Genomic DNA, 24,396 nt, shown 5'->3' on the forward strand with positions numbered 1-24,396 from the left:
GTTACGGCTTGGCATTTTGCGCATTCATGATGTTGCCTGCGGAATGGGCGGGATTTTCACTCTTCCCGGACTTCACCTCACGGTCAAAGCAGAGTGAATACTGCCCGGAACACCATTGTTGGTCTGGGGCTTTGTAGGTGATGTAGCCACGTTCCTGCAATTCCTCACTGGCGGCCAACACGCCTTTCACGCTGAATCCCCTTACTTTGCACAGTAGGCTGGCAGGATGCACATAGAACACGTCAGGCTTTTTCTCGTTCTCCCACACATAAATGAGGTAGAAGAACAACACGGTGGCCTCTTTTGAGAAATTACTGATTTCGTTGGCCTTCCAAAAGTCGTGAATAAATTTTTCTGCTTCCATAACGTCGATTGTTTATTGTTGATTATTAGGTGATTACTGAATAGTCATCCGACGATTCCGTTCCAGCTGCAGCACTCGACCTGTCTTGTTCACCTCTTGGGCGAACGCCAAGGACTTGTCGATGCCTGAAAGTTGCCAATCCCTGCAATAGGCTTCGATGGCTTCCTGGTGGCTGCATCCCAATTCCCGCTTGTAAAGTTTGAGAGCTTCCTTTTCAGCCCGCTCGGTAGTATAGGTCATGTAGCATTCCCTCGGTTCTTCCACGCCGTACACTTCACTGGCCGTGCCACGACGAATAAACACCTCCCGGAAAAACGAGCGGCCCTCCTTATTTTCCAAGCGGTTGATGGTGAATATCTTCTTGCACTCCACATCGGTCAGGCCGAGTATCGCCTTAATGCCGTCGAACCGCTCACGGAATTTGCTTTGGTCGAGCAACATCACCACATCAGAGTTGTTGATGATGGCCTCTTTCACGATCTCACTGCCTATGATGTCCTGTATCTCTTGCGTCACTACGCCCACGCTTGCCCAGAACTTTCGGGCGGTCTTGTACATGAACTTGATATACTCTGCCATCAGCGGCGAGGCGATGGCCTTCCATGCTTCTTCAATCACCAGGACTTTGCGGCTCTTTTTCAGGCGCATCTTTTGCAGAAATACGTCCATGATAATCAGCGTCACGATGGGGAAAAGCAACGGGTCATCTTTTATCGCATCGATTTCGAAAACGATGAAAGTTTCATCGAACAGGGTGCCGTCCATTTCCTCGTTCAGCGTCTTGTCGTGGTTGCCACCCCGGTAAAAGTCCTTCATCATGTAGCGGTAGGTGGAGAGGTCGATGCCCGCAAGGTTATTCTCGTGGCAGATGTCGGGAATGCGCTGCACGGAGTATTCGTAGAACGTGTTGAACGAGAGGCTCTCCACTTTCAGTTCTTTTCGGCGGAGTTCTATCTCGTCAATCTCCCTTTCGATACGGGCCATCCGTTCCTCTTCTGTTTCCTTGCCGTCACGGGTGTTGGTGCGGTCGTCCACCAGCAGGCTCTTGCGCAAGTCTTCCCGTTGGGGCGGGGTAAAGCCGTCAAAACCGTTGAAATAAACGTCATAGTATTCGGTAATTACTTGGTCGATGAGCCTGTCCTCGGTCTTACTGACCGTGCCCTGGGAGCCTTTCCATATCAGCAACACGAGATTTTTCAGGAAGCCTGTCTTCTCCACATTCAGTTCTTGGCGGTTGATGCGGAAAGGGTTCATGGTAATCGGCTTCTCCTCCGTATAACTGATGTACTTGCCGTTCAAGTACTCGCACAAGCCCTCGTAGGAGTTACCCGTATCTACCATCACCACGTCTGTATTTTGTTCGTGCAGCTGGCGCACCACGCTGTTCATGTGGAACGACTTGCCGCTTCCACTTGGTCCCAAACAAAAGAAGTTAGAGTTGTCAGTCAGCTTGTTACGTCCTTCCTTACCAGTGATGTCAATGGCAACAGGCACACCTTGGCGGTCGGTATAGTATATCTTCAGCGGGGTGTTCTCGCTGTGCTGGATGCGTTCCTTGTACATCAGGCAGGCGGCTGCATCGCCGAGAGTGAGGAAGCGGTCGTAGTCCACGCTCATGCCGTAGCAGTTGCCAGGAAAGGAGTTGACGAACAGTTCCAGTTGGTTGTATGCCCGTTTGCTGATATGGATGCCGAGCCTCCCGAAGCTGTTCTCCAAGTAGTTGGTAGGCTTTTGCAGGTCGATCCCCTTGTCGCAGCACACCATGAGGTTATAATGCATATAGACCAGTTGCTTGCTTTCCCTCGCTACGGTGTCTTGCACCCGCTTGATATCCTCCACGGCCATCAGGTTCGATGGATTGGGGATGCTGGCATGGCGGTTCTTCTTCTTTTCCAGTGCGGCAAGCTCTTTCTTCTGGCCTGGCATGAAAATCATCTGGTTGTAAACCACTGTCCGTGCGTCGGGTATGCTGTCTATCATAGACACCAAGTCCACGGGCATCTCGGTGTTGTTTACCTCGATGTTGGTGAACGGGCGTACCAGCGAGGGTAATCCTGTGCTGTCCACATCGACTATGGAAAACACCTTGCATTTTCTGCTGCCCATCTCCACACATTCCTCGCCCGCTTTGAAGCTGTCCATTGCCACGGGCTTGTCTGAGAAGTCCATCGTGAAGTAATGGTCAACGTAAGCACTCGCTTCTGCCTTGCCCAAGAACGAGGTATTGATACCCGCATCGCGCAACTGGTCTTTCACCTTGCGTATCTTTACCAAAAAGTCCTTCCACCGCTTGTCATCATAGGAGAACAGGTTGCCCTTGCGGTTCTCCTGCGTCACGGTCAGGTAGGTGCGGCTGTTGGTGTACTGCCTTCCCTTGAAATAGCGGAAATAGGATTCGCTCAGGAACTCGTGCCTGCCGTTGCCTGTTTCCTCGAAGCCCTGCCTGGTGAAGATGTCCTGTTTGTGCAGGGCATAGCCCTCGCCAAGTGTCTGTGCCAATGCGGTGAACAACCGGGTGTACTCATAATAGCTGTCGATGTCGGCGGAGAACTTCTGCACAGGATTCTCGATGCGCAGGATGGCGGAATATTCTCCGGTCTTGGTGTAGAGGATACCGATGCCCTCCACGTCCTCAATGGAGAAATAAATTTCTCGGAACATGCGTTTGCGCTTGCCTCCCGTGCCGAATGCTTTGACAGAGATGGCCATGCCTGCCAAAAGAGCCGTGAATGTCAGTAGTACATAGAGTGTCATGGATTCATCTGCATTTTTAGAATAAGTAGAAAAGCCGTAGTCTCGCTTGGGCATATCGCTTGGATAATCCTCCTGTTACAATGCCATTGGAGAAGTCCATCAGATAGAAGGTGTCCTTGCCGCTTTCGGAACAAGTGAGGTATTCGCCTTGCAGGGTGGCTATCAAACCTTTCAGCGTGGATGACTTGTCACATTCCAGCAAGTAATAAAGCCCGGCCAATTCACCGAGTGAGGGCACATAACTGCCGGAATGCCGCATTGCCTCTTGCAGCATGGTTTGTCTGCCCAAAGGAGATCCTTGCTTGGCTTGCCTGTTGGATTCAATCAGTCCTTGCGTAAGGCTTGCCCCGTCAGCATGGCCCAAGGCGCAATCGTCCGGGTAGGGCATACCGGGCTTGTAGATAATCTTGTCATCCTCCGGGGTGTCGCCAGTTGGATTGATGATGCCCTCATGACGAGTTCCGTCTATGGTCGAATACAGCTTGCCGCTTGAAAGGTCGTTACCAGAGAATACGAACATCCCGTTGCAATCTGACAGGGCAACGGCCTTGCCATGCTTGCCGTCTGTTTCCACGACCACGGCGATGGAAAGGGAGTCACGTCCTGCTTGTACCTTTCCGTTTTTTTGCAGGTAATGGCCCACCTGCACGGAATCAACCGGCATCATCCGGTGTTCATACGCCAAGCTACGCTCTGTTTCCACCCAACTGCCGTTGATGGCCACGCCCTCACGCCCCTTACGGATGGAAAGGTGCGTCATGCTCCCTGCCGTCAAGGGTGGCAGCATGGTGCGCAACGCATGGTCTTTTCCATTGATACGGATGGTGATTGTAACCGAGCAAGCGGTTTCAGTAGGAATCAAATAGAGGTCATGCTTCCTGCCATTGTTCAACAGACAATCCGCATCTTTCGCTTGTAGGCTACCATTGGCTTTTTTATCGAGCCATCTGCCAGTATAAGGCTGGTAGCCGCCCTCTGTATAGAGGTTATCCCCGATGAGAGTGATGTCGTCCAGCCGGTCACGCAGGTCGTCGCTCTCACAGACAATGCGGAGCAGTGCCATGGAACTTTGCAGCCTGAATGCCGGTTGGATGGCGTTTCCGATGACGCGGTGGGTTTCCACTCCATAAAGGTTTTCATCGAACGGAGCGGCCAAGCGGATGATGTCGTCTGTTCCCAATCCTTTTCGGAATGGATAGCAAACACTGACGGTTGCCGTCGTGTCGCTAGTGACGGCATGGCTGTTTCCCGACACATATACACCACCTTTTCGGGTGAACATCGTTCCTGCAAATGCTTGCCTTTCTTCGGGTGTGGTGGCGCTTACGTCCATATATATGCCAAAGTGGGGCCATGCAGGGGTTATTCCCTCCACAGCCTCTATGTAGATTTCAACAGGCTTGCGGCTCTTTTGCCATTCCATGCGGGTTTTCTCGCCCGACTCAATGGCGGCGACCGTGGACTTGGGCTGTTCCTTACCGCCGCAGGAGGCGAGGAGCAGCCCGATACATATTATCAGAAAGGCTTGCATCCGTTCGTTGTTTTATAGAGGTTTTTAATCATTTTCGTATCTGTTGTTTTATAGAGTGAAATCCTACTTACAATCCTTTAGAGCGGGCATAGACGAACACGCCCTTGTCGTTCTTTTTACTGTGAAGCCCCTTCCGCTGTTTGAGCAGGATAAGTGCCGCGCCGCCGCAAAGTGTCACCACCAGGACTATCAGCCCGGCAAGGAAACCGGAAAGGCAGTAAGCCACGATGAAGCCGACAATGGCTCCACCGATGGCTCCTGCCGCCCAATAGATGTACCTGCCTTGAATCCCCATGAATTCAAGAGGCCGTTGCAGCCCCTTGAACATGGGGTATTCCAGTGGCCGGGTGTCGCCGTTCGTTCCGGACATGGCTTAGCTGGTGATGCCGAAGAACAACGGGAGTGCCTGTGCGGCCGCCACAAGGAAAATACAAGCGCCCACAATCATCATGATGGACTTCTTCACATCCTGCTCCTCGTTGTTCATCTTGATGTACACGCTGATGGCTCCCACGATGGCCACGACACCGGCGATGGCGTAACACAGCTTCACCACGTAGGGCACATACTTGGCGATTTCGGTCGTCACCGTACCGAGGGCGGTGGTGCCTGCCGTATAGTCACCGGCGGCGTTCTGGGCGAGTGCTGCGGTTGTGCCTGCCAGCAGCATGAGGGAGAGCATTTTCAATCTCCCCGAAGGGCAAAGTCCCTTCATCCACTTTCTGAGTTTTTCCTTAAACATTCTTTTTACCTTAAAAATTAAACACTATGTGAATTGTCTCATTTCTTCCTGTCATACCCGGTAGCCGAAGAATGCCGGGAACACGATGGATGCACCTATGATAAACAGGCAAGCACCGACCACCATCATTATCTCCCTTGTGATGCCTTCCTCCCTCGTATTCATCTTGATATAGATTTGCAAACTGGCATAGATGGCGACGATGGCGGCAATGGCGTACAGCAGGTAGAGGACATACAGCATCATCGTCACGACATAATCGTGCATAAGTGCCAATGCGTCAGCACCCCAACTGTAGTCCACGCCACCACATTTGGCCGAGGCGGGCAAGGCCGCACACACGCCAAACAACAAGCCTGTCCACCTGCGCGTCTTACAACTCATTCCTCGTAATCTTCATGGGGATTTTGAACAGGGTTTCCCGTTTGCCCTCCAACAACTCATGGAGTTCGGGAGCAGTCACGCCATTCTCGCTCGTTATGTCGGCTTCCAGCAGGCTGGATTTGAGTTGTTCTGCCTTTTCCTCTACCGCATTCAATGTGGGGGCTTCCGGCTTCTCAATAGGGTCAACCGTTGTGGACTCAGGCGAGACAGCCTGCTTTTCTCCGGAATTTCCCACTTGGAAACTGTCAGCGGTCTCACTTACTTCCACGGACTCCTCTTCTTCCATGCCGTCCAGGTCGAACACCTCCTCGTTGGAGTTGGCGATTCCTTTTTTACCTTGCAAGTCCTTGGCGACGACCACCGCATAATAGAGGACGTAGGCTATCGTCAGAACAAAGGCGAATATCATAAATGGACTCATTGCACTGTCTGGTTTATGGGTTTACAATCTCGTTTTGCCTGCAAAAGAATAGCGGAAAGGCTGCCTCGGGAAACCTCTGATGGAAATACTGTGCTGTTTTAACTTGATTTTTCTTCAGGCGAAAAAATCATACGGTCAATCATACTTTGAAAGCCTTTCCAAGGACAGTTATACTTGCTTCTTTGGGTAAATTATACTTGCTCAACCATCGAAGCATATCTTCTCCGGCAATGAAGTGCAAGGGCTGTTCCACGGTCGTTGTTTTTCCTGTGCAAAGGTAAGGCCGTCGGGAAGCTGCAAGGCGCAGTGGCTGCTTCCTCCTTGCATTCGTTCCCGGCTTTCCGCCTTGACCCTTGCACGTAAAAACAAGTCCCTGTGGACGGGTGAAAGCCCGACGGCAGGGAAAGAACAAGAAGTCTAACATTTTAATTCTCGAAACGATGAAACAGATTATTTGGTCGAACGACAGCTATTTTGACGACAAGGCAAGGGAGTATTACCAAGACTGCCAGCGTGAGTATTTGGAAGATGACGGCTACACAGTGAGCGATGAAGAATGGGGTGAGGAAGTGTACAGTTGGCTCGATGCCGAGCGCATGAACCTCAATGTGCAGGTGGACGGCGTGATAATCGCCTTTGGCGACTTGGGCTTGTGGCGCGGCCGCAGGCAGGGCTACCAGATTTTGGGCAGCAACCTTGCCGACATCTTGCGCAGCTCATGCGATGACAACGAATGGTACGGCGACGGCTACAACATCCGTGCCCGACTCACGCACCACGACGGCACGAACTATGTGCTTTACCGGGTGGCGAAAAGCCGGGAGGATGCCGAGCGGATAGCCGACAAAATTTACAACCTTGAAATTGACGAGAAGGGTTTCCGTAAGCTCACACGCTCACTGTATCCATACGTTGCAGATGTTTACGGCTGGAAAGTCAGAGGACGCAGACCGGCATAAGGGCTGAAAATAAGAAAGGACATCCGTTCTACCGATGTGATAGGGCGGTTGTCCTTTTCACTAAAATGGGTTGTTCCGTGTAAAATGTACAGGCTTCCCTTTTATAGCTCAAAGGTCTTGCCCGGATTAAAAGTCAAGTGTTCGTCATGGAATACATACCCCAGTTGGTTACTGACACACCATGTTTCGCCAATGCGCACATCCACATTGTAATGAGAGTGGCCATAAATCCAGTAATCTACTCCGCATTCCTTGATGTAGCCTTCCAGTTCTACCATGAACGCCCCGTTGGCTTTGCTGCTTACAAACTTGGGGCATTGCATCCTGAATGAGGGTACATGGTGGGTCACGACCACTTTCTTGCGGGCTGTACTCGACTTGACGGCCTCCTTGATGAAAGACAAACACCGTTCGTGTTCATGGTTGAAGTCCGCAAAAGTAAGGAGTTCCCCTTTGTACAGGATACGGCGGAAATCGCTGACCACTTGCTCTGTGAAATATGCCTCTCCCAAAGGAATCCTGCTCCACAGCGTTGAAACAATGATGTCAATGTCTCCGATGCGGATAACCCCATTGTAGTAGCTATGCACATTGGGACGTATTTCAATGCTTGAGCTGTCAGATAACGTGCCTATGTCGTAATATTTGTAGAACTCGTGGTTGCCCATACAGGCTATCACCTGTTTGTAGTTGTCCGATGCCCAGTCCCAAAATGGGTGCATGGAATAGTTTGCATCGCCGAGATAGCCTATGTCACCTGCGAGGACGAGTATGTCCCCGGACACTTCAAGCGGGTTCGCTTTGAGGTATCGCCAGTTGTCGGCAAACTCCAGATGGAGGTCGGACGCATATTGTATTTTCATGGTTCTTCGGCAATAAATAGTCCGTCCAGCACTTCCAACAAGCCCTCCACGAAGGACACCTCCTGCCCAAGGGACTTGGCAAGAGGCTCCGCCAATGCTTCCCATTCACTTCTGACAGAAGCCACGAAAGACCTCACACATGCCACGATGGCATCAGGTGCGGCCACGGGCGCATTTTCCATGATGGCGACATTTTTCAACACGTCAGACCGGTGCTTCTTGATATCCTTGCTGTTGACATGCCGCCCGGCGGCCTTGTCTTGCTGCAAGTTCAAGTAAGCACGGGCTTTCAAGGCTACCAGGGCTTCCGGTGAGGCATGACGAATGCCATCCGTCAGGATACTGTGCGCAATGGTAAAATGGTAGTAGTCGTCATCCATGATGATGGCACTCAGGCTCGATGCATCGGCCTCCATGGGCAATGGTTCTATCGTAAGCCCTTTCGGTGTCCCGAGAATGTCAGGATGCCGGGAGAGAAGCTCAATCATCGCCGGATAACCGGGCTTGCCATCCACGAACCGATACAGTTCATATCTTGGTGCTTCTCCGTCTTTAGGATTCCTTTTCTCCGGGCGGTAGCCGCCTTCCCGGATGAACTGCCAGAACCTTTCGGCAAATGTTGTGGTCATCTTCTCCACGATCACAATCATGTCTATGTCATGGGTGGCACGCGGCCGCACCGCCGTGCCTGACATCACCATCTCGCAGGCCGTGCCGCCAATGATGACATAGTTGTCTGAATAAGCCTCGAAGGCTTCCCGGAATCTTTCTAATCCTTCCATTCCATTTTATTGATTAATTGTTCAACTTCGCTCTCCACCCGGGCATCGGCATCTTCTTGCAATGAGAGGGCCAACGATAACTTATCCACCCACAAGGGAGTTTCTCCACACCCTGTAACTGGGGGATATTTCCATACCTCTATGACAATGTTGCCGTCATAGTCATTCGGATTCTGCATGGCCTTTGCTGCCCTCAACGACCGGAACCGCCTTGCTTCCATCATGACCATACGCTCCGGGTCGGGATTGAGGCGCGTATAATGGGCAAGGGCATTGATGCCGCACACAGGAAAGACTTCTTCCGTGTCCAGACCGTCACAGTAAACCTTTTGTTCAACAGGGTTGGCAAGTACCGGTTTCGCCTGTTTCCACAATTCAATCCCCCTACGGTGGAAGTGTAGCTGCTTTCTCTTCGGGCCGTCCGCTACTTTCTCGCATAATCCAAAGTCTTCAAGGCATGTCATGCCCAAGGTGATACTTGCGTATGAATAGGGTAACTTGTCTTTGACATCATTGGCAGACAACCCTTCCAGACTTTCAACCTGCAAATGATAAAGCAGGAGGTATTGAGCTACGGGCGACAAAGCCTTGGCTGCTTTCTTGTGCCGGATTCGTTCGTTGGCCACCAACATGGGTAGATGGGCATATTTGGCCGACACTACGAAGTAGACATCCCTGTCTATCAACCGCTGCCGCTGGTATGCAGGGGCAGACGGCAACAGGTAAACGACAGGAAGCCCCATTGAGGCGGAGATTTTATCGGCTGTCAGGGCGAGGTTGCGCGGTGATGCCACCGGACCTTTGGGTTCTGCAAACAACAAGGGCATACCTTGATATTCGCCATCATAGAACCGATAGGCAAGGGCGTCTCCTATGGTGACACCTTTCATACGCTCCTTGCCCCGCAACTGTAGCGAAACATTCCTTCCTGCAATTGTAATATCAATTTCCAGTTTTTGCATCAATTTAATCTGCTATTAAAACGATGCAAAAATACTAAACTATAATCAGAATACAAACAATATCTTCAAGATTTATTCCTTCTATCTCCTCAAATTACGGCATCCTCTTCTTCCCGACAAGGATGTCATTGAGGTCTTTGTAGAGCGGACAGGCTTCCATCATGTCATGCACGGCATCGCCCTTGAGTTCCCGGAGCATGTCCACCACACGCCGTCCTGCATCGTCGTTGTCGAGATAGCAATAGATATGCTTGCAGGCTTTCAGCCGCGGCAATGCCTTGGGCAGGTTGTTCACCGAGTTCAGCACCAACAGGTCTGCGCCATAACAGGGTACGGACAAGCGTTCCCGTTTCCGCAAGGTCAGAAATGACAGGTAATCCATGAACCCCTCGAACAGGCAAACGGAGTCTGTTTGTCCTTGTGTAATCAATGACACTGCTTTCGGGGCAATGCAACCCTTATAATAAGGATTACGTATCTCATAGCCGCCCGCCCCGTTGGGAAACGCGATGGCATAGTAGTTCTTTCCACGGCAGGTGTAATGCACCTCCTTGCATTCTTGCCTTGCGGTGTCGAGGTCAATGCCGCGCTTGGAGAGATAGGAGAGCAAAGGTATGGATGTCAACGCTTGCACCCGTAGGTTTTGGAATGCGGCCGCTTGCGGTGGCTTGCCATCGGTTGCGGACGGTTGCGGAAGCGGCATGAATGTCCGTACCTTCAAAGGCACGGCAGGTGCTGCCTGTGCAATCATCTTCAACACTTTAGGTATGTTCGGGGTCCGATATACCAATACCGCAAGGTCGATGATGTCTCCGCTCTTAGCCGTAGCGAAGTCATACCATATATTGCGGTTCTTGTTCACCTTGAAAGACGGATTCTCGTCCTCCCGGTAAGGTGCATGATACCATGCGGACACGGCGGTTTCCTTGGCAGGTCGGATTCCGATGGCCAGCAGGAAGTCCACTATGGCTATCTGTTTGATTTGTAATATGTTCATATCGTTCTATTTTTCTATGTTTAATGAATATTGGAGTGGATATAACCAAGTTTACCATATATATACGCCCATTGTAAACTAAACCTCTTTCACTCGCCGGTCTTTAATCGCCGGCAAGGGATGCAAGTTTGCCCCGTTTGTCATATATATACACCCGGTGTTAAACTAAACCTGTTTGTGCCAATCTTCCATATCGGCTGATACCGGGATGGAAGTTCTCCAAGTTTGTCCTATATATACCCTCCCGTTAAACTAAACCTCTTTGGTGGCGGAATCTTCCTGTCTGTTCAATGATTCCGGCAAGTAGGCATAAACCTTGTCTTTCTTGATGATAACCCCTCTTCCCATCAGATATTTGTTCAGTTCAATGCAGATGTTCCGACCGCGTTTGAAACCGATTTCCGCATAACCTTGCCGCAACGACTTGATGAGGAGCCCGTATCCTACGATGGGACCATTTTCAAAGGCAATTTCCAGAGCCTTTGCGTGCTGGGCGTCCGTGATGGCCTCGGTGGTGGGTTTGCGTTCCTGTGTAAAGGCGTAGTCCTCCACCAGTTCCGGCAGGGCATCCCGGTTGATGCGGAACGCAAACGGCTGGAACTCCCGTTCACGGATGTGCATGGCCTTGACCTCGCTGATGTTGCCGTCAAACTGGCTCTTTGTCACTTGCAGGATGGTTTCTGCCTTGTTGTTCAACTCGGTACCGATATGCCCGCGCGTATTGTCATCACCCTTGTTCAAGTGCAGCACGGTGTGGATGTGCAGGTCGTGCATGCTTGACCAGCGCATCAGGTCGTTTATCAAGTCCACTGACTCGCTGGGACTGTTGATGTCGTACATCAGGTCACGGATGCCGTCTATCACGACAAAGCCTATCTCCGGGTCGGCAGCAAGCGCATGGTTGATAATCTGCCTCCGCTGCTTGGGGCTGTACTCACGCAGCATGAAGAACACCAGTCGATCCGTTTCTTGGTCTGTAGGCATCCCGGCCAGTTTGAGGATGCGTTCCAATACCTTGTGGCAATGGCACTTGCTCTGCTCGGTGTCCACATAAAGCACCTTGTGTTTTCCTTCAGGCAGATGCGCCTTGTAGTGCAGGATGTTCCTGCCGGACAAGGCCGACGCTACGATAGCGGCACAGTTGAAGGTCTTCTTGCTCTTGGGCTTGCCCACGGATGCGCTGAAATTGCCGAGCGTGGCAATGGTGATGCCGTCCACCTGCACGATTTCGGGAGGGTAGGCGTAGGTCTCCGTGACCCGCAATCGGATGAAGCTCAATATCTGCTCGTAAACCTGCCTGTCGATGTCTTCCGATACCGGCATGATTCCATGTGCGTTCATTGTTTCTTCCCTTTCTTCATTAGTGAGTTGCTACTCCCCATGCTGATTCCGGCAAGAGCCGCCTGCCGTTCAATCTCTCGGTTGGACAGTACCGGGTTCCGGCGTTTCCAGTCGTCCAACGCTTTCCTCTCGAAGAAGATGTGCTTGCCGTTAGGTTTCGAGAACGGAATCTCATGGGTGGACGTGAGGCGGTACAGATGTCCGGTGGATATGTTCAGGTATTTGGCGGCTTCTTCCACGTTGAACACTTCTTTCAAGATGTAAAGCTGCCGTTCTACTTCCTCAAACCTGGCAATCAATGCCTCCAAGGTGCCGAAACGGCTGATGAACTCCTCTATGACCGTTATCTTGTCCAAAACGCAGTCAATGTCCTCCATCCGTTTCAATATGGAGTGGACGGCTTCCACCCGCTCCAATGTTTCCAAGAATCCGGCTTCCGTCATACGTCCATTCCTTTAAGTTCCATTTCCGATACTTCCACCCGGTAGGGTGATTCACCGCATTCATGGTTGCGGCAAAGCCATCCGTCCAGTTCCCGTTTGCTGAAAAACAGGAGCTTGCCGCTGGGTTTGTAGTGCGGCACCTTTCCCGTTTTTGTCAGCTTGTAAAGCTGGCTGTCCGAAAGCCCAGTGTAACGGCAGGCCTCTTTGAAGTTGAGCGTGTCCTTGATGCAGTACAGCAGCTTTTCCACTTTTTCCACCTGTGCCTGCAGCAGGCTCAGTTTCAACAGGCAGGACGGGCACTCCACCCGTTCCGGCTGTTCATTCGTTGCAGTTCTTTGTTGTTCCATCATTCTTGCATTTTTAAGTTGGACAATGAAGGGGTTTCACCCTCCGAAACTTTTTTCGTTTCAGAGGGCGAATTTAGTCGCTTGCCCCCAAACGGATGTCAGGCCAACATTTACAGTTCGGAACTGTTGCTCCAACTATTGCTCTTTTCCCGTGTCATTTGCTGGCTGTCCCGTCATTTGAAAGCTGTTTTTGCACTTGTTGGACGCATTCCCGGATTTTCTTCTGCATGCTGTTCGGCGTATTTCTTGCATGGGTCAGCGCGTTCGAGTACTGCTCATGCCTCAAGGGTTTGTTCCCCTTTGGACTGAGTATGCTTCCGGCCTGTTCCAACAAATTCTGCCAACGGGAAAGGATCAGCCCGTGCCGGCACAACTGGTCGAAAAGATAGGCGAGCATCCGGTTGTTACGCGATGTCAGCGGGACAGTCAGTTTGCCTTCCAAAAGAGAACGGAAAGTGGATGCGTCAATGGTTTCCACAAATACGCGAGCCTCATTGGCACAATCGGCAATGAGGCTCAGTTGGTCATCGTCAAGGCAGCAGCCTAACGACAATGAATGGTTTGGATGGGTGGCGGAAGGCATGGCCGCACCCGTTTCGCACCCCGGAGGAGGCGCTTCCGTCGTGTAATACAAGTGCAACAAGTCCTTCGTGAGACCATCATCGGGCTTTCCCATTTCAGAGAACCGTACAAGGAGGTCTTTCCGTGCGAACAGGATGCCACGCAGGATGCCGAGATTCTTCCGGTGCTCGTTCAATCCCGCCGCATCCAGCCGGTCGATGTGGTGATGGCTGTTCAGAAAATCCATGGCGAACAGTTTGTACAGTTTTCCGCCAGCCACGACCTCGGCTTGGTACTTGGCCACGAGTTCCCTAAGAAGGGAATTCAGGCCACTTTGCGATGCACTACCGTTGGCACGGTCCGCCTGTCCTTTTTTTAAAAGCAGGCATCTTTTTACGCTTTCTAATCATACTGCTAAAATTTAGTGGATAAATTATTACTGGACGAATGCGCTGTCCAACAAGGAAACCGCATCGTTCTTCTTGCTGTTGATGATTCTCGCGTAACGCTGTGTGTGTCGGATGGTCGTATGGCCAAGCAACTGGCTGGTCGTATAAATGTCAACCCCGGCACTCAGGGCAAGGGTCGCGAAAGTGTGCCTGGCGACATGGAATGAAAATTTCTTGTCAATTCCGGCACCTTTCGCCCAATCGCTGAGCACGTGCTTGTACCAAATGCTCAACGTGGGGAACACCGGGTCGTCAGGCGAGGCATCGCCTTGTTCCGGCAACCATTTTCTTGCGTTCATGTTCAATGGCAGATACAGTAACACACCTGTTTTGTATTGGGTAATCTCCACCTGCCATTTCCCGTTGTTCCGGATGATGTTTTTCCAACAGAGCAACTTGATGTCCATGATACGCAAACCGCAGAAACATGAAAACAGAAAAGCCGCTTTCATGTCCGGTCTTCGGCACGGGGTCTTAATGAGACGCTTTATCTCATCCACGGTAAGATACTCACGTTTGGTCTCTTTCCCGGCCACCATACTGCGTTTTATCCCCTTGTATGGAGATTTCTGCAGCAGATTTTCCTTTACGGCATAATTGAGTGCCGCACGGATGTAGTCCATGTGCATGAAGACAGTTTCTTTGGCAAGTTTCCCATGATCCCGCGTGTATGCCTTCCTGGTAAGCAGCCGTTCCATAAAGCCGAGCAAATACTCCCTGTCCACCTCGGCAAGTGTGACCTTGCCATTATATTCCTCCAATTCTGCTATGCTACGGTTTATCCAAGTCGAAGCAGACTTGGAACCGCCCCGCTTCATCACATAGTCATGGTACACCTTCATCCAGTCGGTGAACAGCATCTTAGCCTTGTACGAACGGTCGGAAATTCCTGCCACTTTGTTGGTCAACTCCAAAATCTTTTCCGCCTTTATCGCATTCGCCGTGGCAAGCGTATTGGCATTTTGGATTTTGGAGGCATAATCGGTTTCGGGCACCAGATACAGTTTGAGGAACTGGTAACTTCTTCTTCCATCATGGTAGATGTCCAAGTATATGGAAGTGTTCCCGTTCTTCAACTTGTTGAATCGCAAACGGACAGGCTCTTTAGCCTTTACTTGTTTCTTCGGTCTTGCCATGGCTTTTCCTCCGGTCAGTTGTTTTTCATTCAAAAAGTTTGTCTATCATCAGCACGGCTGCCTCTTTTTTGGCATCGACAATTTTTGCGTACACCTGCGTGGTTTCCACATCCCTGTGCCCCAATAATTGGCTGGTAGTGTATAAATCTGCCCCCAATGTCAACTCCATGGTTGCGAACGTGTGCCTGCTCATGTGGTAGCAGAGATTTTTCTTTACGCCGGCAGCTTTAGCCCACCTCTTTAATACGACATCCAAGGTAGTGGTATGTGGAATGGAAAACACATGTTCTTCAGCATCGCCCCGTTGTTCCGGAAGGTAACCTTGCGCCTGGGTGCTGAGTGGCAGATAAAGCATGTTGCCCGTTTTCCGCTGGCGCACTTCAAGATGAACCTTCCCTGTTTCCTCTATTACATTTTTCCACTGCAAAGAGCGCATGTCGCCAAGCCGCAGGCCGCAAAAGCAGGAGAACAGGAAAGGAACTTTCACGTCTTCACGGCAAGGGGTGTCTATCAATAGCCGTACTTCATCTATGGTGAGGTATTCACGTTTCTTCTGTTCCCCCTGTATGGCATTCCGGTCAATGGCCAATCCGGGATTGACGGACAAGATGCCCTCGTCAACAGCAAGGTTCAGAGCCGAGACGATATAACCTACATAAGTCTTAATGGTCTTCTTGGCGAAAGGTTTCTTGGTACGTTTTGTTTTGGCGACCTTTGTCATGTATTCCACGAAACCGTCCAAGAACTCCTTGTCCACATCGCACAACCGTGCTTTCGGGTCATATTTCTGGAGTTGGACCACTGTGGAATGAACACTTGGCTCCAATCCGCGTTTTCCATTTTGCTTTCTTTGCTCCATATATATTTCCATCCAGTCTATTAAACGCATCTTGCCTTTCTCGGACAAAACAAGCGGTGGCTTTTTGTTCGTGATGTCGATGATGCGTTGTGACTTGATAGCATTGGCCGCTTTGAGCGTATGCTCATTCTGCGCCCTTGCCTCGGCGGAAGTTTCTGGTATAAGGTACAGTTTCAAGAACTCATACCGTCTTTTCCTCTCATAATATATATCGAGGTAGATGGACTTGTTCCCATTCTCCAATTCCTTGAAACGAATTCGGACGGGTACAGACTCTGATTTCTTTGTACGTGCCATGACTTCCTCCTTGGTTATTTGTTACTGCTTGTGCAAAGATAGAAAAACCCATCCAAAACACCAAGAAACAACTAACAAAAAAGTAACATAAAAAGTCAAAACACCTATCAACAAACAAAAGATAAGCAGAATATCCATTTCGCTGATTGTTTCATAAACTATTGATATTCATTGTTATCTATAATTTTAATTGCATCTATTTCCACAAATATATCTGCATTGTACAAAGCCCGGCACTCATGGGCTACAATAGCCAACAATGAGGCAGGAGTTGATAAGTACACCGTTCACACTTCGCTTAACCATGTGGACGAAACAATGAGGGTGACGGACATCTATATAAAGAAGTCATGGGACTTCATAGACAAAGCTAATCGCAAGGTGCTTGATACCGTCAAACTAAATATCGGATCAGTAGATGAACCAGTATATTTGCCTAAGCAAAAAAAGAATTTTGTCTAAGCAAATTTCAGAAAGTATTTGATAACCAATAGACAAACTTTTGCGTTTTGCCTAAGCAAATTTATCATTTGCCTAAGCAAGCGCAATTTTTGGAAAAAATCGGCATTTTTTGAGTGCCAAAAAGTACGGTTTTGCCTAAGCAAAAGTTTATAACTATCTGTAAATCAATGTTCGGAAAATCATGTTTTGCCTAAGCAAAATTGTTTCTGGATATTTTTGCCTAAGCAAAACAACACTTTTGTTGATTATCAATACTTTGCACACTTTTGCCTAAGCAAAACCATTTTGCCTAAGCAAAATTATAGAATACGCTGGAAATCAGTTGTTTAATTCTGTCAATTTGCCTAAGCAAATTTTGTCCGATTTTATTTTGCCTAAGCAAATGTTTGTAAGTATCTAATATACAGAAACATAATTTTAGCGTTTTGCCTAAGCAAAAGTTATATGGGGGTATATATACTATATTATATAATAAAGATCTATAAGTAAGAATAGATAGTATATGAAATAGGGGGTATGGGGGAAAGAACAAAAAAGCGTGAGGCAATTACCCCACGCTCTTTTTAATCTTCAAACATCTTACCGAATCCAGTAAGCAACCATTTGGCATTTACTCCGTATTCCCTTACCATAGGTTGAAGCCACGACAACTGAAACCATCCACGATCAAGATCCTTTCGTTGCGCAATGAAATTCCGTCTATCTATGTTATTAAGTCGGCAATATGTGTTCACGCCACGGATCTTCTTCATGGCTATTATTGCATCCAGTGCAGTATAAAACCGCTCCATTATTTGTTTGCTCACTGGTGTATTCATTCTTTAGATATAAAAATTGCTCTATTGAAATCTTCGCTAAATACCCAAACTTCTGTTAGAGTATCTATGCTTTCGCAACCTATGCTAAAAGTATGTTTTACCACATTTACCTTTCCTTGATAGTCTGTTTGTGGTATATCCATTTCGTGTACAGGCATATAGTGGCTATCGTCAATGCTATCCAGTACCGGGGATGATATTTCAATACAATTATAGCACTCATTCGGATAAGCATTCTTTGTGCTTTCTGTGATTGTTTTTTCGTATGGCTTTTGGCAAGAAAATACAATCATGGCTAATAATAGTAGGGCAAAAGCATTCCTCATAGAATCTGGTATTTCAAGTAATCAATATCGGCTTTCAGATGCTCCAGAAACTCCGTGACAGTATTTTCTATCCTTGCCTTGATTATCGCATTACTAACGGCTTCTTGCGCTTCCAGAATTGCATCTACATTAACCGTGTTCCCATTCACATAATCGGTGAAGCTCTGTTTGTACAGGTCTATCACCATTCTACTAAGATTTTCCATATCAATAACTATTTAACAGACATACAAAGCAAAACCTTGTACACTCCGTAAATATCTTCCAAAGCGACCTCAAAAGGTGCAAAGATAGGATCTGTATTGATAGATACGCACTTTACATATCCCTCTTTGTCTGACGGCACGAGTATTTTTATCACTGTACCGTTACAGGTGTCAAGTACATATACTTTTCCCCATTCAATAAATGCCCTTTCATTTATCTTCTTGATGAAGATCCGGCTACCGTTTGGGTATTCTGGCGACATACTATCACCTGAAACAGTCATAGCGAAATCCACGCCACGGATGGGTGAAACAACCTTTTCACAGTCGCTTTCCTTGACCGACACAACAAAGTCATTCAGGCTACCACCTTGTGCTGATACAGGTAGTAGCAACACCCATTTTGCAGTATCTTCTGATTCTGTTGTCTGGCTATGCTCTTCTTTCGGAGTGTTTAGAGTAACCTCACTATCTCCGTTCTCGCCATTCAGCATTGATCCGTGTCCGCTTCTTAACCAGTCTATGTTTAATTCAGGGTAAGCCTTTGCTATCTTTTCAAGAGACTTTGCATTGATATTAAACCCAACCTTGTTTACGAATCCACGACCCAATCCTGCTGTATTCTCAAACTTTAATTGTCCGTACCCTTTGTATTCAAGGAACTTTGTAAGTCTATCTTTAATTTCGCTCATACTGATTTCTTTTCAGAGTTAAATTAATTATGTAATACACTGAATTTCAGACCATCCAAATCAATTCGGGAAAATATGTGATTTTTTATCCGTAAAATGTTTTGTTGTCTGAAAAATCCTCCGTATATTTGCGGTGTGAATTACTACTTCACGGCACAAATATAACGAATTTGTGTTTGTGGAACACTATGTACTATAACAAAATTACAGAAATGGAGAAAACAAAATTCAGGCAGTATTATGATGCACTACCCCCGAAAACGGAGGTAGCACCAAAAACAGCTTTCGTGCGAAGAATAGCGGAGCTGTGTATGGTATCGGAAAAAACGGTGCGTTGTTGGCTGGCTGGCGCACAGAAGCCCAATGCACTATGTGTATCTATTATCGCTAAGGAAATCGGAATACCTGAAAGCGAACTATTCGACTAACAATCAAAAATGCAACACTGATTATGAAGTTTGAAACATTAATCAATTTGGCAGGATCGGTAATCTTCGGACTGCTTGGAATCACAGCCCTAATCGGGGCGATCTTCTTTGGCGCATGGTGGCATTTCGTCACATTCGGTATGTGCGCTCTTATGGCTTATGTGCTATACACAGATGATGAGTACGGCACTGAAAGCGTGGCTACATTCTTCAAACGGAAAAATAGCAAGTGATGAAATCATCTGATGAGATATGGAAAGATGTACCCGGTTATGAGGGAAAATATCAAGTTTCCTCTTGTGGTAGAGTTAAGGGCATAGATTATTATGTCCGTGAAAAATCTGGAAAGGAGCGTTTGCACACTGGCAGAATGCTAAAGACTTTTATAGTGAATGGCGGTTATCATTGCTTGAAACTGCAAGTACAGAACAAGCGAAAATCTTTTTTAGTTCATAGGCTTGTCGCTATGGCATTTATACCAAATCCTAATGGGTACGACACTGTAAATCATAAGGATGAAAACAAAAACAATAATAGCGTTGAGAATTTGGAATGGTTGCCTTTGTATCAAAATAACCGTTATGGAAACCATGACGCTAAAATGCGTTTGAAGCTATCAAAGCCAGTTAAGCAATATACGCAAGATGGTGTATTAATAAGAGAATATGAATCTGTAGCATCCGTAAAGAATTATGGGTTTAATCCTGCTGGAGTTAGTAAAGTAGCCAAAGGAGATTTGAAAACCCATAAAGGATATATCTGGAAATACTAAGTAGCCATGATACAATTAGAACTTTGGGAACTGAAAAATATCTGTATGGAAATGGCAAGTTTGGGAGCGGCTAATTATGTCAAAATGACCAAACCTGCTGATGATCTCATTTCACAGCGTGAGGCATACAGGGAGTTTCAGGAGTGCCGGGTAAAGAAGTGGGTACAAAAAGGTACAGTATCTACTACTCGTGGCGGTGCTTCCATACGCTCCAAAGTTCTTTATTCCAGAGCAGAGTTACTGGCTGCTGATAAATCTGAAAAACTTAACACTTTAATAAACAAGTAGTATGAGAACAATTAAACTGAAAAGTTTGTCCCTATTCAACTTTAAGGGAATCCGTAACCTTACACTGGATTTCACCAATGCGGAAACGTGGATCTACGGTGAGAACGGTACAGGTAAGACTACGGTATGCGATGCCTTTTCGTGGCTTCTCTTCGGAAAGGACAGTAAAGGAAAGTCAGACAGCAATTTCAACATTAAAACGCTGGATGAGAACGGAAAGCCTATTTTGAAGCTGGAGCACTATGTTATCGGTGTGCTTTCAGTGGATGGAAAGGATGTGAAGTTGCAACGCTGCTATGTGGAGAAATGGGTAAAGCCACGTGGAACTACGGAAGAAACTCTGAAAAACCACCAGACAGAGTTTTATGTGAATGATGTGAAGATGGCTACAAAACAAGAGTATGATAGTACGGTGGCTTCCATATTGCCGGAAGATGTATCACGTATGATCACCAATCCGTTCTATTTCACCTCTCTTAATCCAGATGTGCAGAAAAGTATGCTGCTTGATATGGCAGGTGATGTGACTGATCAAGATGTGGCAGGATTGAAGCCGGAGTATGTGGAACTGCTTGCACAACTATCTGGAAAACCGTTGGCTCAATTCGCAAGAGAAATAGCCGCAAAGAAAAAGGCTATCAAGGATGAGCTACTGGTTATACCGTCTAACATTGAAACTGCAAACCGATTGAAGCCAGAAGAAGAGGATTGGGTTGCTCTGGATGATGAACTGACAGAGAAGAAAGAACGTAAAGCCGAACTGGAAGCTACTTTGTCGGACAAATCCAAACTTGTAGAAAAAGAGTATGAGCGGAAAAACAATATCCAAAAGGCTATTGGGGAAAAGCGTCTTTCTCTTACCAATAGAGAGAATAAGTTGAGAGCGGAAGCCGACAATGGGCGCAATGAAGTTTCTTTGAAGATCCGTGATTTGGAATATAACCTAAAGTTACAGGAGGGAAATTTGGAGCGGAAACGCAACGAAATATCCTCTTATGATGAAAAAATCCAGAGAATGAACACGGATCTTGATACATTGCGTGGTCAGTACAGAAAGATAAGCCAAGAGCAACTTACATACCCTGATGGGGCTTTTGTATGCCCTACTTGCCATAGGCAGCTTGAAGCGGATGATATTGCCGCCAAACAGCACGAAATGGAGGCAAATTTCAACCAAAACAAATCTGCAAGGTTACAGGCTAATTCAGCGAAAGGTAAAGGGATAAAAGCAACTCTGGAAGAAACGCAAACCAAGCGTGAAAATGCTTTAGCTAATGTTGCTGAATTGGAGGCATACATTGAGCAAATCAAGTCAGAGATAAATAAGCAAAAGGAAAATATGCCGGAAAGCGTGGATGTTAGCAAGTTGATAGAATCCGATGCCGATTGCATTGCCATTCGTAATGAGATTGCGGAATTGGAAAACCAACTTTCAATGGAAGCAAAGCCAGTAGATACTACAGACCTCAAAGACGGTATTAAGGTGCTTGATAGTGCCATTTCAGAACTGGTTAAAAGGCTGGCAAAGCGTGAAGCCATTGAACGTGCCGAAAAGGAAATAGCCACACTTGAAGAAAGGCGTATTGCAAATAATCAAGCACTTGCCGATCTGGAGAAAACGGAGTTTGTGATGATTGACTTCCAAAAAGCTAAAGATAACGAATTGATGAAGCGCATTAATGGAATGTTCCAGATTGTATCTTTTTCATTCGTGAACGAGCAACTTAATGGAGGTGAGAAACTGACTTGCGTATGCACCATAGATGGAGTTCCTTATCCAGATCTGAATGATGCTAAGAAACTGAATGCCGGACTGGATATTATCAATGCAATGTGCAAGGTGAAAGGTATATCCGCACCTATCTTCATTGATAACAGGGAGCGTGTGAATGAGATCATACCTACCATTTCACAGATTATAAATCTGGTTGTTAGCCATGATAAAGAATTAACCATTAAACAATAAAGTAATGACACAGGTAACAACAGCGGTGACTACTGCAAACAGTGGAGCGGTAGCCGCAAAGAAAACAAAGGGTGTGGATCTGTTGAAACAGATGCTTAATGCGCCCTCTGTGATGGAACAGTTCAAGAATGCCTTGAAACAGAATGCTTCTACTTTCGTGGCTTCTGTGATTGACTTGTACAATAGTGATTCCAAGTTACAGCTATGCGAGCCAAAACAGGTGGTTATGGAAGCTCTGAAAGCGGCTGTTTTGCATCTGCCTATCAATAAGGCACTGGGATATGCTTTCATTATCCCTTTCAACAACAGCAAGAGAGTTGATGATCTGGATGAGAACGGAAAGCCTAAGATCGGCAGGGATGGTAAGGCTATGCAGAAGTGGGTTAAAGTGTATGAGCCTACTTTCCAGATAGGCTACAAAGGGCTTATTCAGTTGGCTTTGAGATCCGGGCAGTACCGAACAATCAATGCTGATGTAGTCTATGATGGGGAATTGCGTAAGGTGAACAGGCTTACTGGAGAGATAGCCTTTGATGGCGAAAGAAAGTCTGACAAGGTGATCGGTTACTTCTGCTACTTTGAGTTGATCAACGGGTTTGCCAAGACATTGTACATGACAACAGAACAAATGGCTACCCATGCAAAAAGATACTCAAAGGCATTGAAGAATGACGAAAAGGCTACAGTTGAGCATCTGTTAAGCCTTGCAAATCTTCCCGTATCTCCAGATAGCACTGCTGTAGGATGGATGGGTAACTTTCATGGGATGGCTATCAAGACTGTTATACGCAATTTACTTAGTAAATACGGCTATTTGTCTATTGAAATGCAAAATGCTATTGCAAGCGACTATGAGGGCGAATATACAGATGTTCGTGATAATCTGATTCAGGACAATGCCAATAAACAGGTATTGGATATGACGGATGCAACCTATGAAGAGGTTGCGACCGAAAGCAATGCTAATCCAAATGCGGCAAATGAGCCGGATTATTAACGGAGTGTGATATGGTTCTGAAAGTGTTAGGTTCAAGTAGTCAGGGTAACTGCTACATTCTTGAAAACAGGGATGAGGCACTTATCATTGAAGCCGGGGTAAGATTCATTGAAGTGAAAAAGGCTCTGAACTTCAATATACGCAAAGTGTCTGGCTGCTTGATCACGCACCAACATAACGATCATGCAAAATACATTAAGGCAATGGTGGAAAGTGGATTTCCTACGCTGGCACTTGAAGAGGTGTGGGCTGCAAAGGGTGTCACTGGAAGCCGTGCCTATTGTATTGAGCGTGGAAAGGGTTACAAGTTTGGAAAATTCAGGGTGTTGCCATTTGATGCTTGCCACGATGTGCCTTGTGTCGGCTACCTGATAGACCACCCGGAAACAGGGCGTATAATGTTCCTTACGGATAGTTGTATGTGTGAGTATGTTTTTCCGGGATTAAACCAAATTATGATTGAGTGCAACTACTCTGATGCAAAGCTGGTGGAAGCTATCAATGCCGGGCGTACACTTCCCTCACAGCGTGAACGCCTAATGACTTCGCACATGGAGCTAAATACGTGCAAAGGGTTCTTATGCGCCAATGACCTTACCAATGTTGCAAACATTATCCTGCTTCACTTATCCGACAACAATAGTGATGAAAAGCACTTTGTTTCGGAGATAGAAAGGCAGACAGGAAAGGTGGTTTATGCGGCACATACTGGACTTGAAATAGAACTTGATAGGATTTAGGTATGGCAAAACTTCTGGTAGAGAAAAGGAACGGTTTGTTTAACCTCAAACCTCTGTATGAATGGCTCAAACAGCAAATGGATGGGTTATATAGGTTGGAGGCTAAAAGGGTTAGAAAACCACGTTCAAACGACCAAAACGGCTGGTTGTGGGGATGTATCTACCCAATGCTGTTAGATGCTCTTCTGGATGCCGGATATGAGTTTGTGAGCGTGGAGCAAGTGCATGAGTTCTTTAAGGCTCAAATGACCGCTGATAAAGTGGTAAACACGCACACAGGCGAGATATTGACTTTTCCCGGATCTACCGCTACGATGGACACGCTTACATTCTCCACATATTGCGAAAAGCTACGGGAATACGGAAGAGAGTTTTTGAATGTGGAAATACCCGATCCTGATAAATACTGGAAGTGCAATGAAAAGAATACCCAACAATGTAGTTTCGGAACTGATCCGACTTCTACCAGTGCTGATTGACAACATTCCACCCGGACGAAGTACCAGAGT

Annotated in this window: 29 protein-coding genes and 1 pseudogene; 10 read left to right on the forward strand and 20 right to left on the reverse strand. The window is 47.3% G+C overall.

The genetic code is table 11. The annotated features are described in order from the left end of the window. Position 1: 1 nt before the first annotated feature. The 7 genes from B5F71_RS00520 to B5F71_RS00550 all read right to left on the reverse strand — a co-directional run bounded on the left by B5F71_RS00520 (position 2) and on the right by B5F71_RS00550 (position 6,196). A complete protein-coding gene (locus B5F71_RS00520) occupies positions 2-364 on the reverse strand; it encodes a hypothetical protein (protein WP_087206980.1) in 363 nt (120 codons plus the stop codon). A 33-nt stretch (positions 365-397) separates the two neighbouring features. After that, the gene (locus tag B5F71_RS00525) at positions 398-3,118 is read right to left on the reverse strand and encodes a DUF87 domain-containing protein (protein ID WP_143269829.1); all 2,721 of its coding nucleotides are present in this window, start codon (positions 3,116-3,118) and stop codon (positions 398-400) included. A 16-nt stretch (positions 3,119-3,134) separates the two neighbouring features. Then, the gene (locus B5F71_RS00530) at positions 3,135-4,649 is read right to left on the reverse strand and encodes a hypothetical protein (protein WP_087206984.1); all 1,515 of its coding nucleotides are present in this window, start codon (positions 4,647-4,649) and stop codon (positions 3,135-3,137) included. Between the two features lie 67 nt (positions 4,650-4,716). Next, positions 4,717-5,019, reverse strand: coding sequence for a DUF4133 domain-containing protein (locus tag B5F71_RS00535; RefSeq protein WP_018665875.1), 303 nt, complete (start codon positions 5,017-5,019; stop codon positions 4,717-4,719). A gap of 3 nt (positions 5,020-5,022) precedes the next feature. Then, positions 5,023-5,391: a DUF4134 domain-containing protein gene (locus tag B5F71_RS00540; RefSeq protein WP_025068586.1), complete on the reverse strand. Its 369-nt coding sequence runs from the start codon at positions 5,389-5,391 to the stop codon at positions 5,023-5,025. Positions 5,392-5,442: 51 nt separating this feature from the next. Then, positions 5,443-5,775, reverse strand: a complete 333-nt coding sequence (locus B5F71_RS00545; protein WP_087206986.1) for a DUF4134 family protein — start codon at positions 5,773-5,775, stop codon at positions 5,443-5,445. Further along, positions 5,765-6,196, reverse strand: coding sequence for a hypothetical protein (locus B5F71_RS00550; RefSeq protein ID WP_241148515.1), 432 nt, complete (start codon positions 6,194-6,196; stop codon positions 5,765-5,767). Before B5F71_RS00550 ends, B5F71_RS00545 begins: the two co-directional genes overlap by 11 nt. Before the next feature lie 440 nt (positions 6,197-6,636). Between B5F71_RS00550 and B5F71_RS00560 the strand changes: the two genes are divergently transcribed. Then, entirely contained in the window at positions 6,637-7,155 is a 519-nt protein-coding gene (locus B5F71_RS00560) for a hypothetical protein (protein ID WP_087206991.1), read from the forward strand. Positions 7,156-7,256: 101 nt separating this feature from the next. Here the strand turns inward: B5F71_RS00560 and B5F71_RS00565 are convergent, their stop codons facing one another. From B5F71_RS00565 to B5F71_RS00610, 10 genes are all read right to left on the reverse strand, one after another. Further along, complete coding sequence (locus tag B5F71_RS00565; RefSeq protein ID WP_087206993.1) at positions 7,257-8,018, reverse strand: metallophosphoesterase; 762 nt, start codon at positions 8,016-8,018, stop codon at positions 7,257-7,259. Continuing rightward, a complete protein-coding gene (locus tag B5F71_RS00570) occupies positions 8,015-8,800 on the reverse strand; it encodes a hypothetical protein (RefSeq protein WP_087206995.1) in 786 nt (261 codons plus the stop codon). Before B5F71_RS00570 ends, B5F71_RS00565 begins: the two co-directional genes overlap by 4 nt. After that, positions 8,788-9,762, reverse strand: a complete 975-nt coding sequence (locus B5F71_RS00575) for a hypothetical protein (protein ID WP_087206996.1) — start codon at positions 9,760-9,762, stop codon at positions 8,788-8,790. The genes B5F71_RS00570 and B5F71_RS00575 overlap by 13 nt, the downstream gene beginning before the upstream one ends. A gap of 94 nt (positions 9,763-9,856) precedes the next feature. Then, the gene (locus B5F71_RS00580) at positions 9,857-10,759 is read right to left on the reverse strand and encodes a toprim domain-containing protein (RefSeq protein ID WP_087206997.1); all 903 of its coding nucleotides are present in this window, start codon (positions 10,757-10,759) and stop codon (positions 9,857-9,859) included. Positions 10,760-11,011: 252 nt separating this feature from the next. Continuing rightward, on the reverse strand, positions 11,012-12,100 hold the full coding sequence (locus B5F71_RS00585) for an AAA family ATPase (RefSeq protein WP_087206999.1): 1,089 nt from the start codon (positions 12,098-12,100) through the stop codon (positions 11,012-11,014). Further along, entirely contained in the window at positions 12,097-12,543 is a 447-nt protein-coding gene (locus B5F71_RS00590) for a helix-turn-helix domain-containing protein (RefSeq protein ID WP_087207000.1), read from the reverse strand. Before B5F71_RS00590 ends, B5F71_RS00585 begins: the two co-directional genes overlap by 4 nt. Then, positions 12,540-12,893 (reverse strand): helix-turn-helix domain-containing protein, encoded by a 354-nt coding sequence (locus tag B5F71_RS00595; protein WP_241148516.1) that lies wholly within the window; start codon positions 12,891-12,893, stop codon positions 12,540-12,542. Before B5F71_RS00595 ends, B5F71_RS00590 begins: the two co-directional genes overlap by 4 nt. Before the next feature lie 151 nt (positions 12,894-13,044). Continuing rightward, positions 13,045-13,755 (reverse strand): hypothetical protein, encoded by a 711-nt coding sequence (locus tag B5F71_RS00600; RefSeq protein ID WP_241148517.1) that lies wholly within the window; start codon positions 13,753-13,755, stop codon positions 13,045-13,047. A gap of 132 nt (positions 13,756-13,887) precedes the next feature. Continuing rightward, on the reverse strand, positions 13,888-15,069 hold the full coding sequence (locus B5F71_RS00605; protein ID WP_241148518.1) for a site-specific integrase: 1,182 nt from the start codon (positions 15,067-15,069) through the stop codon (positions 13,888-13,890). Continuing rightward, on the reverse strand, positions 15,062-16,192 hold the full coding sequence (locus B5F71_RS00610) for a site-specific integrase (RefSeq protein WP_087207005.1): 1,131 nt from the start codon (positions 16,190-16,192) through the stop codon (positions 15,062-15,064). The genes B5F71_RS00605 and B5F71_RS00610 overlap by 8 nt, the downstream gene beginning before the upstream one ends. 228 nt (positions 16,193-16,420) lie before the next feature. Between B5F71_RS00610 and B5F71_RS20905 the strand changes: the two are divergent. Next, a pseudogene (locus tag B5F71_RS20905) lies at positions 16,421-16,654 on the forward strand (phage integrase SAM-like domain-containing protein); the annotation flags it as partial. 814 nt (positions 16,655-17,468) lie between these two features. Here the strand turns inward: B5F71_RS20905 and B5F71_RS00620 are convergent. Genes B5F71_RS00620 through B5F71_RS00630 form a run of 3 tightly spaced genes read right to left on the reverse strand, consistent with a single transcriptional unit; the run spans position 17,469 to position 18,696 of the window. Further along, positions 17,469-17,798: a hypothetical protein gene (locus B5F71_RS00620; protein WP_087207007.1), complete on the reverse strand. Its 330-nt coding sequence runs from the start codon at positions 17,796-17,798 to the stop codon at positions 17,469-17,471. Continuing rightward, complete coding sequence (locus B5F71_RS00625) at positions 17,795-18,004, reverse strand: hypothetical protein (protein ID WP_143269825.1); 210 nt, start codon at positions 18,002-18,004, stop codon at positions 17,795-17,797. The genes B5F71_RS00620 and B5F71_RS00625 overlap by 4 nt, the downstream gene beginning before the upstream one ends. A gap of 8 nt (positions 18,005-18,012) precedes the next feature. Continuing rightward, the gene (locus tag B5F71_RS00630) at positions 18,013-18,696 is read right to left on the reverse strand and encodes a LexA family transcriptional regulator (RefSeq protein ID WP_087207011.1); all 684 of its coding nucleotides are present in this window, start codon (positions 18,694-18,696) and stop codon (positions 18,013-18,015) included. Between the two features lie 212 nt (positions 18,697-18,908). Between B5F71_RS00630 and B5F71_RS00635 the strand changes: the two genes are divergently transcribed. Genes B5F71_RS00635 through B5F71_RS00670 form a run of 8 tightly spaced genes read left to right on the forward strand, consistent with a single transcriptional unit; the run spans position 18,909 to position 24,366 of the window. Continuing rightward, entirely contained in the window at positions 18,909-19,124 is a 216-nt protein-coding gene (locus tag B5F71_RS00635; protein ID WP_087207157.1) for a hypothetical protein, read from the forward strand. A 23-nt stretch (positions 19,125-19,147) separates the two neighbouring features. Next, a complete protein-coding gene (locus B5F71_RS00640; protein ID WP_021927497.1) occupies positions 19,148-19,357 on the forward strand; it encodes a hypothetical protein in 210 nt (69 codons plus the stop codon). Next, a complete protein-coding gene (locus B5F71_RS00645; protein ID WP_021927496.1) occupies positions 19,357-19,896 on the forward strand; it encodes an NUMOD4 domain-containing protein in 540 nt (179 codons plus the stop codon). Before B5F71_RS00640 ends, B5F71_RS00645 begins: the two co-directional genes overlap by 1 nt. 6 nt (positions 19,897-19,902) lie before the next feature. Next, positions 19,903-20,184 carry a hypothetical protein gene (locus tag B5F71_RS00650; protein ID WP_087207013.1) on the forward strand — a complete coding sequence of 94 codons (282 nt, stop codon included), beginning with the start codon at positions 19,903-19,905 and terminating at the stop codon, positions 20,182-20,184. Position 20,185: 1 nt separating this feature from the next. After that, on the forward strand, positions 20,186-22,150 hold the full coding sequence (locus B5F71_RS00655) for an ATP-binding protein (RefSeq protein ID WP_087207015.1): 1,965 nt from the start codon (positions 20,186-20,188) through the stop codon (positions 22,148-22,150). Between the two features lie 4 nt (positions 22,151-22,154). Then, positions 22,155-23,147, forward strand: a complete 993-nt coding sequence (locus B5F71_RS00660; protein WP_087207018.1) for a recombinase RecT — start codon at positions 22,155-22,157, stop codon at positions 23,145-23,147. An 11-nt stretch (positions 23,148-23,158) separates the two neighbouring features. Further along, positions 23,159-23,887, forward strand: a complete 729-nt coding sequence (locus B5F71_RS00665) for an MBL fold metallo-hydrolase (protein ID WP_087207019.1) — start codon at positions 23,159-23,161, stop codon at positions 23,885-23,887. Positions 23,888-23,889: 2 nt separating this feature from the next. After that, positions 23,890-24,366: a hypothetical protein gene (locus B5F71_RS00670; protein ID WP_021927491.1), complete on the forward strand. Its 477-nt coding sequence runs from the start codon at positions 23,890-23,892 to the stop codon at positions 24,364-24,366. Positions 24,367-24,396 lie beyond the last annotated feature (30 nt).

Origin of the sequence: Bacteroides sp. An269 (assembly GCF_002159755.1) — a bacterium.
In the GTDB taxonomy this organism is placed as follows: domain Bacteria; phylum Bacteroidota; class Bacteroidia; order Bacteroidales; family Bacteroidaceae; genus Phocaeicola; species Phocaeicola intestinalis.

Excerpts from the sequence above, each read along its gene's own strand:
- B5F71_RS00520 (WP_087206980.1), bottom strand. The coding sequence starts at position 364 with ATGGAAGCAGAAAAATTTATTCACGACTTTTGGAAGGCCAACGAAATC.
- B5F71_RS00525 (WP_143269829.1), bottom strand. The coding sequence starts at position 3,118 with ATGACACTCTATGTACTACTGACATTCACGGCTCTTTTGGCAGGCATG.
- B5F71_RS00530 (WP_087206984.1), bottom strand. The coding sequence starts at position 4,649 with ATGCAAGCCTTTCTGATAATATGTATCGGGCTGCTCCTCGCCTCCTGC.
- B5F71_RS00535 (WP_018665875.1), bottom strand. The coding sequence starts at position 5,019 with ATGTCCGGAACGAACGGCGACACCCGGCCACTGGAATACCCCATGTTC.
- B5F71_RS00540 (WP_025068586.1), bottom strand. The coding sequence starts at position 5,391 with ATGTTTAAGGAAAAACTCAGAAAGTGGATGAAGGGACTTTGCCCTTCG.
- B5F71_RS00545 (WP_087206986.1), bottom strand. The coding sequence starts at position 5,775 with ATGAGTTGTAAGACGCGCAGGTGGACAGGCTTGTTGTTTGGCGTGTGT.
- B5F71_RS00550 (WP_241148515.1), bottom strand. The coding sequence starts at position 6,196 with ATGAGTCCATTTATGATATTCGCCTTTGTTCTGACGATAGCCTACGTC.
- B5F71_RS00560 (WP_087206991.1), top strand. The coding sequence starts at position 6,637 with ATGAAACAGATTATTTGGTCGAACGACAGCTATTTTGACGACAAGGCA.
- B5F71_RS00565 (WP_087206993.1), bottom strand. The coding sequence starts at position 8,018 with ATGAAAATACAATATGCGTCCGACCTCCATCTGGAGTTTGCCGACAAC.
- B5F71_RS00570 (WP_087206995.1), bottom strand. The coding sequence starts at position 8,800 with ATGGAAGGATTAGAAAGATTCCGGGAAGCCTTCGAGGCTTATTCAGAC.
- B5F71_RS00575 (WP_087206996.1), bottom strand. The coding sequence starts at position 9,762 with ATGCAAAAACTGGAAATTGATATTACAATTGCAGGAAGGAATGTTTCG.
- B5F71_RS00580 (WP_087206997.1), bottom strand. The coding sequence starts at position 10,759 with ATGAACATATTACAAATCAAACAGATAGCCATAGTGGACTTCCTGCTG.
- B5F71_RS00585 (WP_087206999.1), bottom strand. The coding sequence starts at position 12,100 with ATGAACGCACATGGAATCATGCCGGTATCGGAAGACATCGACAGGCAG.
- B5F71_RS00590 (WP_087207000.1), bottom strand. The coding sequence starts at position 12,543 with ATGACGGAAGCCGGATTCTTGGAAACATTGGAGCGGGTGGAAGCCGTC.
- B5F71_RS00595 (WP_241148516.1), bottom strand. The coding sequence starts at position 12,893 with ATGATGGAACAACAAAGAACTGCAACGAATGAACAGCCGGAACGGGTG.
- B5F71_RS00610 (WP_087207005.1), bottom strand. The coding sequence starts at position 16,192 with ATGGCACGTACAAAGAAATCAGAGTCTGTACCCGTCCGAATTCGTTTC.
- B5F71_RS00620 (WP_087207007.1), bottom strand. The coding sequence starts at position 17,798 with ATGAGGAATGCTTTTGCCCTACTATTATTAGCCATGATTGTATTTTCT.
- B5F71_RS00625 (WP_143269825.1), bottom strand. The coding sequence starts at position 18,004 with ATGGAAAATCTTAGTAGAATGGTGATAGACCTGTACAAACAGAGCTTC.
- B5F71_RS00630 (WP_087207011.1), bottom strand. The coding sequence starts at position 18,696 with ATGAGCGAAATTAAAGATAGACTTACAAAGTTCCTTGAATACAAAGGG.
- B5F71_RS00635 (WP_087207157.1), top strand. The coding sequence starts at position 18,909 with ATGGAGAAAACAAAATTCAGGCAGTATTATGATGCACTACCCCCGAAA.
- B5F71_RS00640 (WP_021927497.1), top strand. The coding sequence starts at position 19,148 with ATGAAGTTTGAAACATTAATCAATTTGGCAGGATCGGTAATCTTCGGA.
- B5F71_RS00645 (WP_021927496.1), top strand. The coding sequence starts at position 19,357 with ATGAAATCATCTGATGAGATATGGAAAGATGTACCCGGTTATGAGGGA.
- B5F71_RS00650 (WP_087207013.1), top strand. The coding sequence starts at position 19,903 with ATGATACAATTAGAACTTTGGGAACTGAAAAATATCTGTATGGAAATG.
- B5F71_RS00655 (WP_087207015.1), top strand. The coding sequence starts at position 20,186 with ATGAGAACAATTAAACTGAAAAGTTTGTCCCTATTCAACTTTAAGGGA.
- B5F71_RS00660 (WP_087207018.1), top strand. The coding sequence starts at position 22,155 with ATGACACAGGTAACAACAGCGGTGACTACTGCAAACAGTGGAGCGGTA.
- B5F71_RS00665 (WP_087207019.1), top strand. The coding sequence starts at position 23,159 with ATGGTTCTGAAAGTGTTAGGTTCAAGTAGTCAGGGTAACTGCTACATT.
- B5F71_RS00670 (WP_021927491.1), top strand. The coding sequence starts at position 23,890 with ATGGCAAAACTTCTGGTAGAGAAAAGGAACGGTTTGTTTAACCTCAAA.